Consider the following 16,389-nt stretch of genomic DNA (forward strand, 5'->3'; position numbering starts at 1 on the left):
GCCACCGGAAACCGGCGCGCACCAGTCGGGATCTCAGCGAGCCCGAACCCATGTCCGAGGCGAAGGACGCTGCAGATAGAGCAGTTGGCAGAGCCATGCAAGTGTTAGTTCGCTACTAACTAATTAATTTGTGTTTTCACCAGGCAACGCCATATCCTCATCGTCATTCCGGGGCGCGCGTAGCGCGAGCCCAGAATCCATAGCCACGACTGGTCATGTGGCGAGAGACGCCAGTGGCGATTGTCTTCGACAAACTCCCGCTTGTGGTTATGGATTCCGGGCTCGCGCTGCGCGCGCCCCGGAATGACGGAGAGATTGGTACAATTCGGCATGATGAGTTCGTGTCTCATCTATCAGCCTCCCGCATTGCGAACCGGCGTCGATGCCGACGCCGGTTCGCGTGTTGTCACCGCTCCAGCTCCACGTCCCAGTACAGATAATCCTGCCACGTCTCATGCAGGAATCGCGGCGGAAACAGGCGCTGGGCGGCCATCAGCTCGTGCCGCGTCGGCTCGAACGGCGGCCGCCGCGGCTTGAGGTAGCGCCGGTCCTTGCGCGCGTTGCAGGGACTGCAGGCGGCGACGATGTTGGTCCACGACGTCTCGCCGCCGTCCGCACGCGGAACGACGTGATCGAAGGTCAGTTCGCCGTGGAGATGGCGGCCACCGCAATACTGGCATTCGAAGCGATCGCGCAGGAAGACGTTGAAGCGCGTGAACGGCACGCGCATCGCCGGCCTGACATAGTCGCGCAGCGCGATCACCGAGGGCAGCCGCATCGTCACGCTCGGGCTGCGCACGACGCGGTCGTATTCAGCGACCACGACGTGAGACTCGCTGACGACAGCCCTGATCGCATCCTCCCAGCTGACCACCGACAGCGGGAAATAGCTCAGCGGCTGGAAGTCGGCGTTGAGAACGAGCGCCGGATATGTTGCTGACATCGTCGACCTCCCTTCTCCGAGGCAATGATCCACCCGGTCGTGTTGGCGCCCATGACGAGAATCGAACTCGCCTTCACGGATCGACAATCCGCTCCCTTCACCAGATGGGGACATGGGCCGTTTATGCACGCCTCGCACAGGAGGCATCATCGTCGTCAGTCGATCGAGCCCGGCCGGAGATCCGGCTGAACGCGATCGATGTAGTCGAGATAGATCTGGCGGGCCCTGGCCTCGCTCACGCCGCGGCAAGCCATGACAATGCGCACGAAGGCAAGCGCCACCGGCGAGCAGAGTACTCGCGCGTGTTCACATGTCTCGAGATCTGGAATCTTGGTGCGGGTCATCAGGCCCTCCGCTCTGTGTGCGGAGGGTAAGATCCCGCCGCCGGCTACGCTCTTGCTCGAATTTGGCGTCCCGAGTTCGTTGGGGACTGCGCGAGATACTTCGGACCCTGACAGGCGGCGCCCATGCCGAACCCATCGCGCGACCAGCTAAACGGTCGGTCGTTGGCGGGGGCATTCGCAAGATGTGAGCGTAGGCTCAACACGGTCGTGGTCCTCAAGAGAGCGCCTGACATCGGCGGTCAATTTCGATGGGGCAGAGCTATGCGCAGAATTTTCCGAAGCCGTCAAGGCCACAGCGCGAAGCGATGACGTCACAGCCCCGTGCAACGCGACAGATTTGCAACAACCGGACTGGTCGTCGGGCAAATCAGTTGCGCGCTTCTGACAGCTCCAGCGCCGGCAGCGGCCTCTATCGAGACCCAAAGCGCGTGTGCGAAATGACTTATTTTGTCGTGCCCGGTCAATGAGATCGCTGCGCCCGCCTCCAAGACAGCAAAGTTTTCTGTTTCCAAAAATCAGAAATCGTGCATTCTATGCCAGTCCTGCTCTCATGAGAGGGGCGCTTCGCGATCGTCACGAACGTGGAGGGCGGGATGCGGTGGGCGTGTCGTTTGCAGCGTGGCCTTGGGCCATGCCGACGAACCAGACGATGCGCACGGCGAAGTCGTGATGTCCTGACACCCCGAAGCTGGTGTCAAGGTCAGGGGCCCGACGTGCTCCGACCGATGGTGGCCAGACAGCCGGCGCACCAGGGAGACCACGTATAAGCCGTCAAACATCGCGCGGGGAATGCCGGATGATGCGGCTGAACCTGTGGTGACTGCCGCCTGCTTTCTTGTTTGCAGGCGGGCCATGGGTGAGGTCGTCACCCGGCATTCCCCGCGCCCTCTTCTGATTTTCGAGGGCGATGTCGTCAGCAAGACCCGGGCGTCATCCGCCGCGGGACTGCGATGTCGCGTCTGCAGGGTACAAGACTCGTAGGATGGGCAAAGCGACCGCCGAAGGCGGCAGCGTGCCCACCGTCAAGCAGCAAGCTCGATCGAAAGATGGTGGGCACGGCGTCAACGAAGAGTGGTCGTGAGGCGCGAGCTGTGCCGCGCCTTTGCCCACCCTGCGGCACCTCAGCGAGAACGTGCCCCCTGCCCGCATCAGTCGATGCGGGCGAGCACGGCGAGCTTGCGGATGCCCTTGTTCTTGTAGGCATCGAGGAAGGCGGAGTAGTCGCGGAACGAGACGCAGCCGTTGGAGTCGCCGTTCGGCCCGAGCATGAAGGTATGCGCCAGCAGGCCGTTGCGGCCATGGATGGCATCCTCGCCGCCGATCGGATTGAGCCGCAGCGCCGGCACGCCGTGGAACAGCGCCTCGCGCGGCTTGAGCTCGTAGATGTGCGGCGGGGTGACGCCACGCATCTTGACCTTCTCCGAGCGCGGATCGTCGAGATTGTCGCCGAGACCGGAATGCGCCTCGAGCTTGGTGCCGTCAGGCAGGTACACGGCCTTGGCCGAGATGTCGTAGACGGCGGTGCTCAGGTCGTAAGGCGGCCGGCCGCCGCGGGTCGGATCCTTGGTGATGCTGGCGGTGATGTTGGCGTCAGCCGAGGCGTAGGCGAGCAGCCCGCCATCCTGGTTCTCCGGCTTGCCCCACAGCTTCTCCTGGATCGAATGCCGCTCGCCGGACAGCGAGAGCACTGCGGCCTTGGCGCGCTCGGTCATCGCGCGCAGCGAGAAGCCGTTCTTCGGCGCGTTGGCCTCGGCGGCCTGGGCCGGTGTCGCGGGCGGCGGCGCCTGCTTGGGGCTGGTGTTGGCCAGCGCCAGCTGCATCGGCGGCCGGGCGTCCTTCTTGGGCATTTCCTTAAGCGCTTCCCTGGGCGCTTCGGCGACCTTCGCGGGCTCAGCCGGCTTGGCCTCGATCTGGCGTGGCGCAGCTTCGGCGAACCTGGGCAGCGGCGGCGCACCGGCCGCAGCGTTGGAGGTGACGCCCTGCGGGACAGCGGCGCCGAAGCGATCGTTGAACATCTGCGGGGTGATGGCGGCGACCGTGGTGGCCGGCGCCGACTCCGGAAACGCGGAGAAGGCATCACCGACCGCATCCGCGGCGCTGCGCGAGGCCATCCGCGGCGCCGGGCGCACGACGGGCTCGTCCTGCTCGATGCTGCCCAGGGTCGGATAGGCGTCGGCCGCGATGATCTTGGTATAGACCATCACGCCACAGCCGCCGATCAGGCATGCCAGCGCGGCGCCACCGATCAATTTGTGAGAGAGCGCGATCAGGGAAGACTTCCTGCGGTTTCGTGCAGCCAACGCAGTTCGACTTTTACTCATTCACTCACGCCCGAACGAATACTCGAAAACTCTCGCGCCATGCGCCACGGACACCCGTTTTGCATCTCGCAGAACCACCAAGCTTCATTAAGGCGACTTTTAGTTAAATGCTGATTAAGTTTTGGCAGATTAAGGGCGGATTAACCATGGAGGTCTGTTTTGCCGGCAAAGAGGGCGGAAACAGGGCAAAATTGGTTCCCCGGCCAATAAAGCCGCCCCGGACATTTCCGGTGACTCAGCATCGGACAGCAGCGCCAATCCGTAAAACATCGCAGTCCGCGTTAACGATTGAGCTGCGGCAGCTGGGCGCGATCGATGAACTGACGTTTCGCTACACTGACGATGTAAAGCGCCCAGTTTTCGATGGTCAAAGACCCCTGCTCTTCCGCGGCTGCACCGATGTTCTCGACGCCGGTAAAAGTATTGGTCACGTACAACCGCATGCCGCTCGACTGCACGGCTCACGGATGGACCGGGCCGGACCCGGACTTGGCGCGAGCCGGGCTTGCCGTCGCCCGCGCGCCGCGCGGAATCGCGGCCGTGGCTGGCACCAGAACGGCGACGGCCGCCGGCGGGCTGCATCCGTAGCGAACCGGATTTGGCGGCACTGCGCCGCGGGCGGCAGTATGGTAGGGACCGATTCTTCGCAGCACCCTGCCGGCACATCGTCCCGCGTTTTCACTGCCGCGACGACACGAGAGAACTCAGATGCAGATTCCCGACCGGAAGCTTGCCTTCGTGCTGGCCTCGACCAATCACGGCACGATGATCGTCAACCGGCTCGACTATCGCATGGTCGACGCCAGCCGCGGCTATGGTGTCGGCTACCAGATCCTCCAAACCGGCGCGTTCGATCCGAGCGAGGTGCAGCTCGCCGTTCGCCTGCTCGGCATGCGCCGGAAGCATCATGGCGACGGCGCCGTCGCGATCGATTGCGGCGCCAATATCGGCGTCCATACGATCGAATGGGCCAAGGCGATGACCGGCTGGGGATCGGTGCTCTCGATCGAGGCGCAGGAGCGGATCTATTACGCACTCGCCGGCAACATCGCGATCAACAACTGCTTCAATGCGATTGCCATCCATGCCGCGGTATCGTCAGAGCGCGGCGTGCTCAACATTCCGAGCCCGGACTACCTGACCCCGTCGAGCTTCGGCAGCCTCGAGCTGCGCCAGCGTCCGAACACCGAGTTCATTGGCCAGGCCATCGACTATGCGGACAACACCGTCGAGGTGCGCAAGCTGCCGCTGGACGATTTCAACCTGCCGCGCTGCGACCTGATCAAGCTCGACGTCGAGGGCATGGAGATCGAGGCGCTCGAAGGCGCTGCGGCGACGATCGAGCGCTGTACGCCGATCATGCTGATCGAGAAGATCAAGACCGACGCGGACCAGCTGCGGCAATGGCTCGAGCGCCGCGGCTACAAGACCATCGACGCCGGCATCAACATGGTCGCGATCCACGGGCGGGACAAGGCGCTGGCGGACATCATCCCGCAGCAGGCCTGAGGCTCGGATCAGCGCTGCAGCTCCGGCGGCGGGGTGCGGTCGAGGACCTCCCGCTTCGGCTCGCTGACCGCGTAGAACGCGTAGGTCTCGATCGTCAGAGGCCCTCGCTTGCGCTCGGCCTCGCCGACCTTCTCGACGCGGCCGAACGTGCTGGTGACGTAGAACCGCGTCGCGATTTGCGCCTCGTCGACGAGAAGGTGCGTGCCCGCGAGCCTGGCCGGATCCGGCTCCGGAAAATTGACCCAGCGGATGCGCTGGATCGGCTGCAGCACGCAGGTTCCGGGCGGCAAATAGAACGACAGCCAGGCGGTGGTGCCATAGTCCATCGCCAGCACGCACGACGCGCCGGCCCGGACCCGCGCCGCCTCGATCTCGGCCGCCAGCGGCCGCCAGCCGACGCCGACGCTGCGCACCGTGGCGTCGCGCCTATAGCCGGACAGGAGGCCGGTGTTGGCCTGCACGATCAGCGCGACGAACATCACGATGCCGGCCGGCAGCGCCCAGCGCAGGCAGAACGCCACCGTGCGCTGCTCGCGCGGCCGCCAGGCGACAAGATGCGCGGCAGCTGCGGCGGCCACGACGAAGGCCGGATAGATCGGCGCGAACCAGTTGGCCTCGACCCGGGCATGCAGCGAATGCCAGACGAAATAAGCGACGATGACCCAGACCATGGCCTCGATCAGCACGCGCGACGCGGCATCCCCCGCCTTGCGCCGGGCCAGGCCGTAGAGGCCCATCACGCCGAGGATGAAGACCAGCGGCGTGGCGAAGACGAACTGCGTCGGGACGATCTCGGCGATGTAGACCGGGCGGACCTCCTCGACCCTGGCGCGGCCGAGCTGCTTGATGAGCGACACCCATTGGTGCTCGGCATTCCACAGGATCACCGGCGAGAACACCGCGAACGCCACGACGCCGCCGAGATAGGGCCAGGGCGAGGCCAGCCAAGGCCGCAGCTTCGGCACAGCGAGCAGCCAGATCAGGATCGCCGCGCCGAAGAACAGCGACGTGTATTTCGACAGCAGCGCCGCGCCCACGGCGGCCCCGACGGCGAGCCACCACACACCCCTGCCCGTCTCCAGGACCTTGGCGCAGAAGAACAGCACGAAGCTGGAGGCCACCAGCAGCGGCGCATCGGGCGTCACGATCAGCGTGCCGACCGCGGCCATCAGGGTGACGTTGAGCAGCAGCGCCGCGGTGGCCGCCACGCGCACGCTGCCGAACAGGATCTCAGCGGTGCGATACACCGCATAGCTCATCGGCAGTCCGAGCAGGATCGAGACCAGCCGCACGCCGAGCTCGCTGTCGCCGGCGATCAGGGTGCCCAGGCGGATCACGACCGCAACCATCGGCGGATGATCGTAATAGCCGCCGGCCAGATGCTTCGACCACATCCAGTAATAGGCTTCGTCGAAGGTGATCGGCGTGACCGCGGCGGCGATCAGCCTGAGCACGACGAGACCTGTGATGGTCAGCCAGACATTGCGGACCAACTTGGCGTCGTCGGCACCTGCCGCAGAGGTCATCGCTTGCGCCAGACGAACAATCCGGAGATCGCGTAATTCCACACCACGCCCATCAGCGCGCCGGCGGCGCCCGCCAGCCACCAGATCGGCTCCTGGTCGTAGACCGAGAAGGCGACACCGACATTGGCGAGCAGGCCGACGGAGCAGACCAGGTAGAACAGCAGCAGGCCGCGCAGGATGGCGAAGCCCTTCAGCCGCTGGTCGCGATAGGTGAGAAAGTTGTTGAGGATGAAGTTCGAGGTCATCGCGACGAAGGCGCCGAGCGCCTGCGCTTCGGCGAACGGCATGTCGAACAGGTTGAGACCGAGAAAGAGCGTCGTCAGATGCACGACCAGGCCGGTGCCGCCGACCATCGCGAACAGCAGGAAGCGCAGCGACACGACGTCGTTGGTCATCTTCGCCAGCACAAGGCCGAGGAAGTCGAGCGCGACCATCGAATCGAGCTTGCTCTCGCCATGCAGGCGCGAGCCGAACGTATAGGGCACCTCGACGGTCTTCAGGCCGCCTTCGGCGCTGGCGATGATGTCGAGCAGGATCTTGAAGCCCTGCGTCGACAGTTTTGGCGCGATCTGCTCGAAGCGATCGCGGCGGATCATGAAGAAGCCGCTCATGGGATCGTTGACCTCGACCTTGAGCGCGCGGCGCGCGATCTCGGTGGCGAAGGCGCTCGCCCCTGCCCGCTTGCTGTCGAAGCTCGCGGCGCTGCCGCCGTCGATATAGCGGCTGCCGACCACGAGCTCGGCCGCGCCGCTCTGCAGCAGCGCCAGCATCTTCGGCAGCTGGGTCTCGTCATGCTGCAAATCCGCATCGATCACGGCGGCAAACGGCGCGCTGGCGGCGAGGATGCCCTCGATGCAGGCGCCGGACAGGCCGCGGCGGCCGATGCGGCGGATGCCGCGAACGCGGTTGTCGCCACGCGACAATTCGCGCACCACCTGCCAGGTGCCGTCCGGCGAGTTGTCGTCGACGAACACGACCTCCCACGGCACGTCCTTGAACGCCGCCTCCAGCCGCCGGTACAGCGTGGTGACATTGTCGCGCTCGTTGAAGGTCGGGACGACCACCGAAACGATCGGAATATCAGCGGTTTGCAGCGGCACGGGAGGGGCCGTTCGGATGGCGTCGGTCATGGTGCGGATGCGTATATCCGCCGCATCCCACACTGCCAAGCGCAACGGCGGCGGGCGGGTGCAAAAAGGGCGGGCTGTGGTGCCGGCGTGCACCGCTCGAAACGAGCAGGCCCAAAAATGCCAACGACCACAAACAAAGGGCGCGCGTACATCCGGCGCAACCGCTCTGCCGTGGTCGTCTCGGTGCCGGAGCCCCTAAGCTCGACGTCACCGTCCCTGCTTAGATGGGGTGCCCTGGCCGGAATGCAAGGGCGCCCCCGGATTCCGCCTAGTTCGGAACCTCACGCACGACGGGTCCGCGCACGGCCGGGGCCACCGGGACCGTCTGGACCTGCGTCGGCGGCACCTCGACGCGCGCCGGCGTTTGCCGGGCCATCGGCCCGACGGGAACATAGTAGAAGGCCGCCGCCAGCACGGCGGCCGCGACGATCGCGCCCAGCAGGCCGCCGACCGATTCCGCTCTCATTGCCATATCTCCCCTTCCCAGCCGGTTCCCTGGATACACGAGGCGCGGGATCGCTGGAAGAGCGGCCGCGCAACAGCGCCGAACTGGCCAGAGGCCGCGGGGTTGATTATCGTCGTACCTCAACACCCCTTCGACCATCAGCATCGGAACCGTCCGTGAGCAAAGCTCCTGCACGCGCCTCGCAATCCCCAGGCCACATCTTCATCGGCATCGGCGGCTGGACCTTCGCGCCCTGGCGCGGCGTGTTCTATCCGGACAAGCTGCCGCAATCGAAGGAACTCGAATATGCCGCCTCGCAGCTGACCTCGATCGAGATCAACGGGACCTATTACGGCTCGCAGAAGCCGGAGAGCTTTCGCAAATGGGCACGCGACGTGCCCGACGGCTTCATCTTCTCGCTGAAGGGTCCGCGCTTCGCGACCAATCGCCGCGTGCTCGCCGAGGCCGGCGATTCCGTGAAGCGCTTCTACGACACCGGCGTGCTCGAGCTAGGCGACCGCCTGGGCCCGGTGCTGTGGCAGTTTGCGCCGACCAAGAAGTTCGACGAGGCCGATTTCGGCAAATTCCTGGAGCTGCTGCCGCGCGAGCTCGACGGCCGCAAGCTGCGCCACGTCGTCGAGGTCCGCCACGACAGTTTCTGCGTGCCCGGCTTCGTCGCGCTGCTGCGCGAATTCGCAACGCCGGTGGTGTTCGCCGAGCATGGCAAATATCCGGCGATCGCCGATGTCGCCGGCGACTTCGTATATGCGCGGCTGCAGAAGGGCAATGATGATCTCAAGACCTGCTATCCGCCGAAGCAGCTCGACGCGTGGGCCAAGCGCCTGCAGCTATGGGCCGAAGGCGGCGAGCCGGATGATCTGCCGCGGGTCGACGACAAGCCCGCAAAGAAGACCCCGCGCGACGTGTTCGCCTATGTCATCCACGAAGGCAAGGTGCGGGCGCCTGCGGGCGCGATGGAATTGATCGAGCGGGTGAGCTGAGGTGGACGATGATGGCGAAAGCAAAGACGCTGTTCACGATCGGCTATGAGCAGACACCGGCCAAGGCGGTGCTCGACGAGTTGCAGGCCGCCGGCGTCAAGCTGCTGGTCGATGTGCGCGCGGTGGCCGCGTCGCGCCGGCCGGGTTTTTCCAAGAGCCAGCTCGCGGCCGGGCTCGACGAGCGCGGCATTGGCTATGTGCATCTGCGCGGGCTGGGCACGCCGAAGGAAGGCCGCGAGGCCGCGCGCAGCGGCCACTACGACACGCTGCACAAGGTCTACGACGCGCATTTGAAGACGCCGCAAGCCAAGGAGCAGATGGACGAACTGGCGTCCCTGGTGACGAGCGCCGGCCCAGTCTGCCTCTTGTGCTACGAGCGCGACCACGCCCATTGCCACCGGCAATGGATCGCCGAGATCATCGAGGACCGCGACCAGGTCCGGGTCGAGAACCTGGTCGCGCCGCAGGTCGAAGACGCTACTCCGCGGCGCAAGTAAACGACGAGGCCTGCTCGATATCGCCGCTCACATACTTGGCGAATTTCGGCCACGGGCACAGCGGGCGCGTCCGCTGCGGGCTCCAGGTCGATGGCAGCTCCTTGTTTGCCGCATTGACCGTCGCCGTGATCGCCTCGGGCGTCTTGCCTTTCTCGACCCAGTCCATCAGCGCGCCCAGCGCGTCGAACTTCTCCAAGGTGACACCGCCGCCGCAATGGGTCTCGCCGGGCAGTGCGAACAGCCGCGCAAAACCATCCGCCTTGCCCTGCACATTCGCATTCAGCTTCTCATACCAGCGGATGGTGTCGTTGACCGAGAACACCGGGTCGGCCTGGCCATGATAGATCAGCATCTTGCGCGCGCCGCCCTGGAAGCCCGGCAGCGTCGGATTGTCGACCGCGGGCGGCGCCATGAACTCCATCGCGGATTCCGTGAACGGCCCCTCCTTGGCGAAGATCTTCGGCGCGTCCTTGTCGAAATCGTAGGTCTGCAATCTTTCGACCAGCTTGTCCGGCGAGCCTTCGATCTCCAATGGAGGCGTCGAGAAGATGTAGTTGAGCGAGGCGCCGCCCATGGTGGCGATGATCGGAAGGTTGTTCCAGGGCGCCACCGGGCTCTCGACCTTCCAGGCGCGCCAGTTGCCGGTGCCGACGCCGCCATCGACCGGCCAATCCGAATAGAGCTGTTCGCCCTTCGAGTTCTGCGGGCCGGCAAAGCTCTTCTTCAGCGCATCGACCTTGGCGGCCGGCAGGCAGGCCTCCGTCGCCCCGGCCGCGCAGCGCAGGCTGTCGAAGCTGAACGCCTTCTGGCAGGCCTTCAAATTCGCCGTCAGCCCGTCCTTGGCGCCGTCGAGCCCGTCGCAGATCTCGATGATCTTGGACGAGATCAGCTTGGCATCCTCGCGGGTGATCGACTTGCGGATGTCGGCATCGGCCTTGGTCAGCGCCTGCACGTCCCAGGCATGCTGCACGGCGGCGCGCGGCAGGTTGAAGCCGGGATTGCCGACCAGGAAGCCGTCATACTGCTCGGGCATGCGCTCGGCCGCCACCATGGTGTGACGTCCGCCATTGGAGCAGCCGGCGATGTAGGAGTAATCCGGCTTCTTGCCGTAGTGCTCCGCGATGATCGCCTTGGCGATCGGCGCCAGGGTGATGTCGGCGGCATACCCGTAGTCACGCCGCGCCTGCGGATCGAGCCCGAAGGCCGAACCGGACGCGAGCCCACGCGGCTTGTTGGCGGGATCGCTGCCGGAGTGACCGCTGTCGGACGACAGCACCGCGAAGCCGCGGGCGAGCGGCGTCACGCCGCCACTGACGAGACCATCGGCCTTGTCTCCGAGCGCCGGGACTACGACGCCGTCATTGCCACCATTGACCTGGTGCAGGAAGCGACCGTTCCACGTCTCAGGCAGTCGGATCTCGAACTGGATCGCATAGGCACGGCCGTCGACGCCGGTGCGCTCATTGACCTTGCCGGAGAGGATGCAATGCCGCGGCAATCCGTCGGCAGCGTCCTGCATCTTCGAGCCCGTCAGCGTCAGACCGGAGACCTTCAGCGCCTCGGCCGTGACCTTGCTGCAGCCGGTATCCTCGGCTCTTGCAGTGCCCATGGCGGCCGCGCAGGCGAGGCCCAGTCCAGCCACAAACGCCCCGGTTCGGATCATGCATTCCCCCTGAAGTTCCTGTTCGTTGAGGCGCAGTTAAACGCGGACCCAGGGCGTTGTAAATCGCCGACCGGGAGCAACAGGCGCCAGCATGAACAGCTGGTTTTTATTGCAATTGCCACACCTCAAACGGCCGGTCGTAGCCGCGCACCGACACCTCGCCGTGGAAGACGGCGTCGCGCGCCCCGTCCCCTGCCGCCTGCCGCACCTCGCTCGAGATCAGGAGCTGCGAATCGAACTCCTTGTTGAGCGCCTCCAGCCGCGAGGCGAAGTTCACGGTGTCGCCGATGACGGTGTACTCCTTGCGCCGCGGCGAGCCGATGCTGCCGGCGACGACCTCGCCGAGATGAAGGCCGATCCCGATGCGCAGCGGCCAGGTCGATGCGTCATTCACGCGCTCCATGGCGGCCACCATCTCGCGCGCCGCGGCGACCGCATGCAGGGCCGCATCGCGCGATTCGAACGGCGCGCCGAACAGCGCCAGGAAGCCGTCACCGAGGAACTTGTTGACGATGCCGCCATGGCGCTCGAGGATCTCGACCAGCACGGCAAAAGCGCCATCGAGACGATCGACGACCTCCTGCGGCGCCTTCGACCGCGCCGCCGCGGTGAAGCCGCGGAAATCGACGAACATCACGGCGACCTCGCGGATGTCTCGCGGCTCCGCGGTGCCCTCCTTCATCAGCCGCTCGACGACCTGTGGCGAGACATGCTGGCCGAACAGGTCCGTGACACGGTCACGCGCCGAGGCGGCCTCGATGCTCGCCGCGAACTGGCGCCGCAGCTGCACGCTGACAGCGCCGGCAAGCATGCCGCACATCAGGATGATGAAGCTCCGCTCGCCATGATAGTAGATCTCGGGATTCTGGCTCATATCCAATGACGGCCGGTCCAGCAGCGCCACCGTCAACAACTCGGCCGCGGCAACGAAGCCGGTGAAGCTCGACAGCCAGAAATCGAGGCGCAGCGTCGAGAGAATGATGAAGATGAAATAGACCAGCGGCGCGCCGAACCCGAGCGCCCGGTCGTGGCCGAGGCCTTCGATCTGCAGCACCAGAACGACCGTGGGCAGCGACGTCTCGACCAGGGCGCTGACATAGCGCCAGAAGATGGGCACGTCCCGCCCGAGGCGAATGTCCGCCTTGATCCTGAAGAGGATGAGGGTCTCGAAACTGATGAAGGCGACGATGATCGTGTAGACATAGAGCACCCCGACCCGGCTCGGCCAGATCCATTCCGAGATTCGCGGCTCGAAAATCTCGATCAGCACCGAAATGGAGAGAAACAGCGCCGCGGTGGCGATCAGCGCCTTCACGCGCAGCAGCTCGGTGTGCAACGTCTGGCGCATCAGCGCCTGGTTGAACTCCGCTGGCGCCTGGCCCGCCTGGTCTGCCCCCGCGATCTGCATCCTGTCTCAGCCGTTCCTGATCCCAGCCGCTATTCTGCCTCAATCGAGGGTGCGGCGGAAGCGAAACACGGCGACCGTCATCGCGAACAGCATGAGACCGAACAGGACGATGGTGTCGTGCTGCAGGTTCGGCAGGGTCGAGCCCTTGAGCATGATGGCGCGGACGATGCGCAGATAGTGTGTCAGCGGCAGGCACTCGCCGAGCACCTGCGCCCATTGCGGCATGCCGAGAAACGGGAACATGAAGCCCGACAAGAGGATGCTCGGCAGGAAGAACATCATCGACAGCTGCATCGCCTGCAGCTGGTTCTGCGCCAGGGTGGAGAACGTGTAGCCGATCGACAGGTTGGTCGCGATGAACAGGGTCGACAGCAGCGCCAGCAGCAGCAGGCTGCCCATGACCGGCACGCCGAACAGCAGGACGCCAATGCCGATGATGATCGTGGCCTGCAGGAAGCCGACCAGCACGTAGGGAATGATCTTGCCGAGCATGACCTCGACCGGCTTGATCGGCATCGACAGCAGGCTCTCCATCGTGCCGCGCTCGATCTCGCGCGTCACCGAGAGCGCGGTGAAGATCAGCATCGTCATGGTCAGGATGGTGCCGACCAGGCCCGGCACGATGTTGAGCCGCGACGACGCCGCAGGATTGTAGCGGGCGTGCGCCCTGATCTCAAACGGCGTCGTGACGGGATCTCCGGCGTAGAGATCATGCGCGAGCGCGGTCTGCACGATCATGCCGAGCGAGGACAGTGCCGAGGACGCCGCGACCGGATCGGTGGCGTCGGCGGCCACCAGCAGCGCCGGGCGGTCGCCGCGCCGCACCGCGCGCTCGAAGCCGCGCGGGATCTCGACGCCGAACAGCACCTTGCCGGACAGCAGCAGATCGTCGAACTCCGCGACGCTACTGACCTCGCGGGTGAAGCGGAAATAGGCGGTGTTCTCCATCGCCTTGAGGATCGAGCGGCCGAGATCGCTGTCCTCCTGCAGCAGCACCGCCGCCGGCAGATGATGCGGCGTGGTGTTGATGGCGTAGCCGAACAGCATCAGCTGCATCACCGGGATCATCACGATCATCGCGAACGACACCCGGTCACGCTTGAGCTGGATGAACTCCTTGACCAGCATCGCATAGGTGCGGCGCCAGAAGCCGAAACGCGGCTCGGGAGACGTGTTGTGGAGGACCGCGTCGCTCATGGGAAATTGTCCTTATTGGAAATTGTCCTTGGAGCGGTTCATCAGATCGATGAAGACATCCTCGAGCGACGGTGCGGTGGGCTGCCAACGCAGTCCTTCCTGGTCGCGCCAGGGCGCGATCGCGGCGTCCAGCGCGTCGCGGTCGCGGCCGGAGACGTGCAGGCTGGTGCCGAACGGCGCCACCATGTCGACGCCCGGCTTGCCGGCCAGCGAAGCCGTGAGCGCGCGCAGATCCTCGCCGCTGACCGTGTAGGTGGTGAGCTTGGATTGCGCGATCACCTCGGAGACCGTGCCATGCGCCAGCAAATGGCCATAGGCGATGTAGGCGATCTCGTGACAGCGTTCGGCCTCGTCCATGTAGTGGGTCGAGACCAGCACCGTGAGCCCCTCGGCCGCGAGCGCGTGGATCTCGTTCCAGAAGTCGCGGCGCGCCTTGGGATCGACGCCGGCGGTGGGCTCGTCGAGCAGCAGCAATTGCGGGTTCGGCAACGTGCAGGCGCCGAGCGCCAGCCGCTGCTTCCAGCCGCCGGACAATTCGCCGGCCAGCTGCCGCTCGCGCCCGGCAAGTCCCAGCCGCTGCACCATGTCGCGCGCGGCCTGGCGCGGATCGGCCATGCCGTAGAGCCGCGCGACGAATTCGAGATTCTCGCGCACCGACAGATCCTGATACAGGCTGAAGCGCTGCGTCATGTAGCCGACGCGGCGCTTGATCTTATCGGCATCGCGGCGGATGTCGAAGCCGAGACAGGTGCCCTCGCCGCCATCCGGCGTCAGCAGGCCGCACAGCATGCGGATCGTCGTGGTCTTGCCCGAGCCGTTGGGCCCGAGGAAGCCGTAGATCGAGCCGCGCCGCACCTGCATCGACAGATCATGCACGACCTCGCGGCCGCCGAAGGACTTGCTCAGGCCCTTGACGTCGATCGCGATCTCGGCTGGTCCCGCCGCGGTCATTGCTTGTCCGCCACCGGAGTCTTCGGATTCGGATAGATGCTGACAGGCTGGCCGACGCGCAACGCGTCAGGACGCGAGGGCCGCGCCTGGATCAGATAGACCAGCTTGTTGCGCTCATCGAGGCTATAGATGACCGGCGGCGTGTACTCCGCTGATGTCGCCAGGAAATAAACCCGAGCCGTCAGGTCTGCCGCGCAATTGTCGCAGGTGACGCGGACCTCGTCGCCGACGGCGAATTTCGGCAGATCCGGCTCCGACACATAGAAGCGCAGCTTCACGTTGCCGGGCGGCATGATTGACAGCACCGGCCGCTGCGCCGCCACCATCTCGCCTTCGCGGAAGTAGATCTGCTGGATGGTGCCGGCGACCGGCGCCACGCCCTTGCGCCGCGCCAGCCGCGTCTGCGACGTCACGACATGCGCCTCCGCGACGCGGAGCGCGGACACCGACGAATCGAGCGTGGCCTGCGTCCCTGCTCCCGTCTTGCTCAACGCGGCGGCGCGATCATAGGTCTGCTGCGCATTGGCGAGCGTCGCTTTGGTCTGGTTGAGATCCGCCTGCTGCAGATCGTCGTCGACCGAGTAGAGCGGATCGCCGACCTTGACCACATCGCCTTCGCGAACATCGAGCTTGGTGATGCGTCCGGCCTCGTCCGGGCTGACGAAGATCATGTCGGCCTCGACCCAGCCTTGATAGCCGGGATCGCGCGTCTCCTTGCAGCCGTTGAAGGTGAAGGCCGTGACCAGCACGGCAAGGCAATGCAGCAGGCTCATGTCGGCCTCCTCGCGCCAAAGATCAGATCCAGATGCGTCTGCAGCATCGCTTCCGCGTCGAGCGGCGCATGGCGCTCGAACAGGCTCTTCCAGATCACCGCGACCATCATCGGCGCGATCAGCAATTGCGGATGTTCGGCGAGCTTGGGCTCGCGGATCTCGCCGCGAGTAATCGCGAGCTGAATCAGCGCGCGCATCCCGGCAAGGCCGCGGGAGACGACCTCGCGATAGTAGAAATCGGCGATCGCCGGGAAACGCGGTCCCTCGGAAATGATCAGACGCACGAGATCGCCGCGCCGTGTGCCGGCGACCTCCTGCAGGAACATCCGCGCCAGCGCCTCGACCATGTCACGCACCGAGCCGCTCGGCGGAAGGGGTGCGGCGAGACGGCCGACGAAGGGAACGATCGCAGTCCGGATCAATTCCTCGAACATCGATTCCTTGTCCTTGAAGTGCAGATAGATCGTGCCCTTGGCGACGCCGGCGCGCTTGGCGATATCGTCGAGCCGCGTCGCGGCAAAGCCGCGCGCGATGAACTCCTCCATCGCCGCCTGCACGATCGCCGCGCGGCGCTCGGCCGCGCGATCGGCCCGGCGCGAGGCGGCCGCGGGGCCCGCCGTCCGCGGCTTGCGCTTGTTCGATGGTGAGGTCTGGGACATGCGAAAAATATGACTGACCGGT

17 protein-coding genes and 1 tRNA gene are annotated in these 16,389 nt (G+C 65.5%); 3 read left to right on the forward strand and 15 right to left on the reverse strand.

All coding sequences use genetic code 11. From position 1 onward, the window contains the following. Positions 1–119: 119 nt before the first annotated feature. The 6 genes from QQL87_RS14245 to QQL87_RS14270 all read right to left on the reverse strand — a co-directional run bounded on the left by QQL87_RS14245 (position 120) and on the right by QQL87_RS14270 (position 4,051). Complete coding sequence (locus QQL87_RS14245) at positions 120–350, reverse strand: hypothetical protein (RefSeq protein WP_284419102.1); 231 nt, start codon at positions 348–350, stop codon at positions 120–122. 56 nt (positions 351–406) lie between these two features. Further along, positions 407–943 carry an HNH endonuclease gene (locus tag QQL87_RS14250; protein WP_284419101.1) on the reverse strand — a complete coding sequence of 179 codons (537 nt, stop codon included), beginning with the start codon at positions 941–943 and terminating at the stop codon, positions 407–409. A gap of 43 nt (positions 944–986) precedes the next feature. Further along, positions 987–1,061, reverse strand: a tRNA-Asp gene (locus tag QQL87_RS14255). Positions 1,062–1,098: 37 nt separating this feature from the next. Next, positions 1,099–1,287, reverse strand: a complete 189-nt coding sequence (locus QQL87_RS14260; RefSeq protein WP_284419100.1) for a hypothetical protein — start codon at positions 1,285–1,287, stop codon at positions 1,099–1,101. A gap of 1,148 nt (positions 1,288–2,435) precedes the next feature. Further along, the gene (locus QQL87_RS14265) at positions 2,436–3,608 is read right to left on the reverse strand and encodes a DUF2778 domain-containing protein (protein ID WP_284419099.1); all 1,173 of its coding nucleotides are present in this window, start codon (positions 3,606–3,608) and stop codon (positions 2,436–2,438) included. Positions 3,609–3,889: 281 nt separating this feature from the next. Then, entirely contained in the window at positions 3,890–4,051 is a 162-nt protein-coding gene (locus tag QQL87_RS14270) for a hypothetical protein (protein WP_284419098.1), read from the reverse strand. A 265-nt stretch (positions 4,052–4,316) separates the two neighbouring features. Between QQL87_RS14270 and QQL87_RS14275 the strand changes: the two genes are divergently transcribed. Further along, entirely contained in the window at positions 4,317–5,117 is an 801-nt protein-coding gene (locus QQL87_RS14275) for an FkbM family methyltransferase (protein ID WP_284419097.1), read from the forward strand. A gap of 8 nt (positions 5,118–5,125) precedes the next feature. On the opposite strand, the gene QQL87_RS14280 is transcribed toward QQL87_RS14275, so the two are convergent. From QQL87_RS14280 to QQL87_RS14290, 3 genes are all read right to left on the reverse strand, one after another. After that, complete coding sequence (locus QQL87_RS14280; RefSeq protein WP_284419096.1) at positions 5,126–6,643, reverse strand: glycosyltransferase family 39 protein; 1,518 nt, start codon at positions 6,641–6,643, stop codon at positions 5,126–5,128. Further along, positions 6,640–7,773, reverse strand: coding sequence for a glycosyltransferase (locus QQL87_RS14285; RefSeq protein ID WP_284419095.1), 1,134 nt, complete (start codon positions 7,771–7,773; stop codon positions 6,640–6,642). Before QQL87_RS14285 ends, QQL87_RS14280 begins: the two co-directional genes overlap by 4 nt. A 268-nt stretch (positions 7,774–8,041) precedes the next feature. Continuing rightward, positions 8,042–8,239: a hypothetical protein gene (locus QQL87_RS14290; RefSeq protein WP_284419094.1), complete on the reverse strand. Its 198-nt coding sequence runs from the start codon at positions 8,237–8,239 to the stop codon at positions 8,042–8,044. Between the two features lie 155 nt (positions 8,240–8,394). Here QQL87_RS14290 and QQL87_RS14295 point away from each other — a divergent pair, with 155 nt between their 5' ends. Then, entirely contained in the window at positions 8,395–9,219 is an 825-nt protein-coding gene (locus tag QQL87_RS14295; protein WP_284419093.1) for a DUF72 domain-containing protein, read from the forward strand. Between the two features lie 11 nt (positions 9,220–9,230). Next, positions 9,231–9,716 carry a DUF488 domain-containing protein gene (locus QQL87_RS14300; protein ID WP_284419253.1) on the forward strand — a complete coding sequence of 162 codons (486 nt, stop codon included), beginning with the start codon at positions 9,231–9,233 and terminating at the stop codon, positions 9,714–9,716. Here QQL87_RS14300 and QQL87_RS14305 read toward each other — a convergent pair. From QQL87_RS14305 to QQL87_RS14330, 6 genes are all read right to left on the reverse strand, one after another. After that, positions 9,697–11,379, reverse strand: a complete 1,683-nt coding sequence (locus QQL87_RS14305) for a tannase/feruloyl esterase family alpha/beta hydrolase (RefSeq protein ID WP_284419091.1) — start codon at positions 11,377–11,379, stop codon at positions 9,697–9,699. The two genes, QQL87_RS14300 and QQL87_RS14305, sit on opposite strands and share 20 nt — an antisense overlap. Positions 11,380–11,485: 106 nt before the next feature. Next, positions 11,486–12,787, reverse strand: coding sequence for an adenylate/guanylate cyclase domain-containing protein (locus QQL87_RS14310; protein WP_284419089.1), 1,302 nt, complete (start codon positions 12,785–12,787; stop codon positions 11,486–11,488). A gap of 39 nt (positions 12,788–12,826) precedes the next feature. Then, the gene (locus QQL87_RS14315; RefSeq protein ID WP_284419088.1) at positions 12,827–13,984 is read right to left on the reverse strand and encodes an ABC transporter permease; all 1,158 of its coding nucleotides are present in this window, start codon (positions 13,982–13,984) and stop codon (positions 12,827–12,829) included. Positions 13,985–13,996: 12 nt separating this feature from the next. Continuing rightward, entirely contained in the window at positions 13,997–14,935 is a 939-nt protein-coding gene (locus tag QQL87_RS14320) for an ABC transporter ATP-binding protein (protein ID WP_284419087.1), read from the reverse strand. Further along, positions 14,932–15,708 (reverse strand): HlyD family secretion protein, encoded by a 777-nt coding sequence (locus QQL87_RS14325; RefSeq protein ID WP_284419086.1) that lies wholly within the window; start codon positions 15,706–15,708, stop codon positions 14,932–14,934. Before QQL87_RS14325 ends, QQL87_RS14320 begins: the two co-directional genes overlap by 4 nt. Further along, positions 15,705–16,367 (reverse strand): TetR/AcrR family transcriptional regulator, encoded by a 663-nt coding sequence (locus QQL87_RS14330; RefSeq protein WP_284419085.1) that lies wholly within the window; start codon positions 16,365–16,367, stop codon positions 15,705–15,707. Before QQL87_RS14330 ends, QQL87_RS14325 begins: the two co-directional genes overlap by 4 nt. Between the last annotated feature and the right edge of the window lie 22 nt (positions 16,368–16,389).

Source organism: Bradyrhizobium sp. SSBR45G (assembly GCF_030159255.1).
Lineage (GTDB): Bacteria > Pseudomonadota > Alphaproteobacteria > Rhizobiales > Xanthobacteraceae > Bradyrhizobium.

What these genes read in the sequence shown, in the direction of transcription:
- QQL87_RS14275 (WP_284419097.1), top strand. Translation starts at nt 4,317, where the DNA reads ATGCAGATTCCCGACCGGAAGCTTGCCTTCGTGCTGGCCTCGACCAAT.
- QQL87_RS14285 (WP_284419095.1), bottom strand. Translation starts at nt 7,773, where the DNA reads ATGACCGACGCCATCCGAACGGCCCCTCCCGTGCCGCTGCAAACCGCT.
- QQL87_RS14245 (WP_284419102.1), bottom strand. Translation starts at nt 350, where the DNA reads ATGAGACACGAACTCATCATGCCGAATTGTACCAATCTCTCCGTCATT.
- QQL87_RS14320 (WP_284419087.1), bottom strand. Translation starts at nt 14,935, where the DNA reads ATGACCGCGGCGGGACCAGCCGAGATCGCGATCGACGTCAAGGGCCTG.
- QQL87_RS14305 (WP_284419091.1), bottom strand. Translation starts at nt 11,379, where the DNA reads ATGATCCGAACCGGGGCGTTTGTGGCTGGACTGGGCCTCGCCTGCGCG.
- QQL87_RS14265 (WP_284419099.1), bottom strand. Translation starts at nt 3,608, where the DNA reads ATGAGTAAAAGTCGAACTGCGTTGGCTGCACGAAACCGCAGGAAGTCT.
- QQL87_RS14290 (WP_284419094.1), bottom strand. Translation starts at nt 8,239, where the DNA reads ATGAGAGCGGAATCGGTCGGCGGCCTGCTGGGCGCGATCGTCGCGGCC.
- QQL87_RS14315 (WP_284419088.1), bottom strand. Translation starts at nt 13,984, where the DNA reads ATGAGCGACGCGGTCCTCCACAACACGTCTCCCGAGCCGCGTTTCGGC.
- QQL87_RS14330 (WP_284419085.1), bottom strand. Translation starts at nt 16,367, where the DNA reads ATGTCCCAGACCTCACCATCGAACAAGCGCAAGCCGCGGACGGCGGGC.
- QQL87_RS14250 (WP_284419101.1), bottom strand. Translation starts at nt 943, where the DNA reads ATGTCAGCAACATATCCGGCGCTCGTTCTCAACGCCGACTTCCAGCCG.
- QQL87_RS14280 (WP_284419096.1), bottom strand. Translation starts at nt 6,643, where the DNA reads ATGACCTCTGCGGCAGGTGCCGACGACGCCAAGTTGGTCCGCAATGTC.
- QQL87_RS14325 (WP_284419086.1), bottom strand. Translation starts at nt 15,708, where the DNA reads ATGAGCCTGCTGCATTGCCTTGCCGTGCTGGTCACGGCCTTCACCTTC.
- QQL87_RS14300 (WP_284419253.1), top strand. Translation starts at nt 9,231, where the DNA reads ATGGCGAAAGCAAAGACGCTGTTCACGATCGGCTATGAGCAGACACCG.
- QQL87_RS14310 (WP_284419089.1), bottom strand. Translation starts at nt 12,787, where the DNA reads ATGCAGATCGCGGGGGCAGACCAGGCGGGCCAGGCGCCAGCGGAGTTC.
- QQL87_RS14260 (WP_284419100.1), bottom strand. Translation starts at nt 1,287, where the DNA reads ATGACCCGCACCAAGATTCCAGATCTCGAGACATGTGAACACGCGCGA.
- QQL87_RS14270 (WP_284419098.1), bottom strand. Translation starts at nt 4,051, where the DNA reads ATGCGGTTGTACGTGACCAATACTTTTACCGGCGTCGAGAACATCGGT.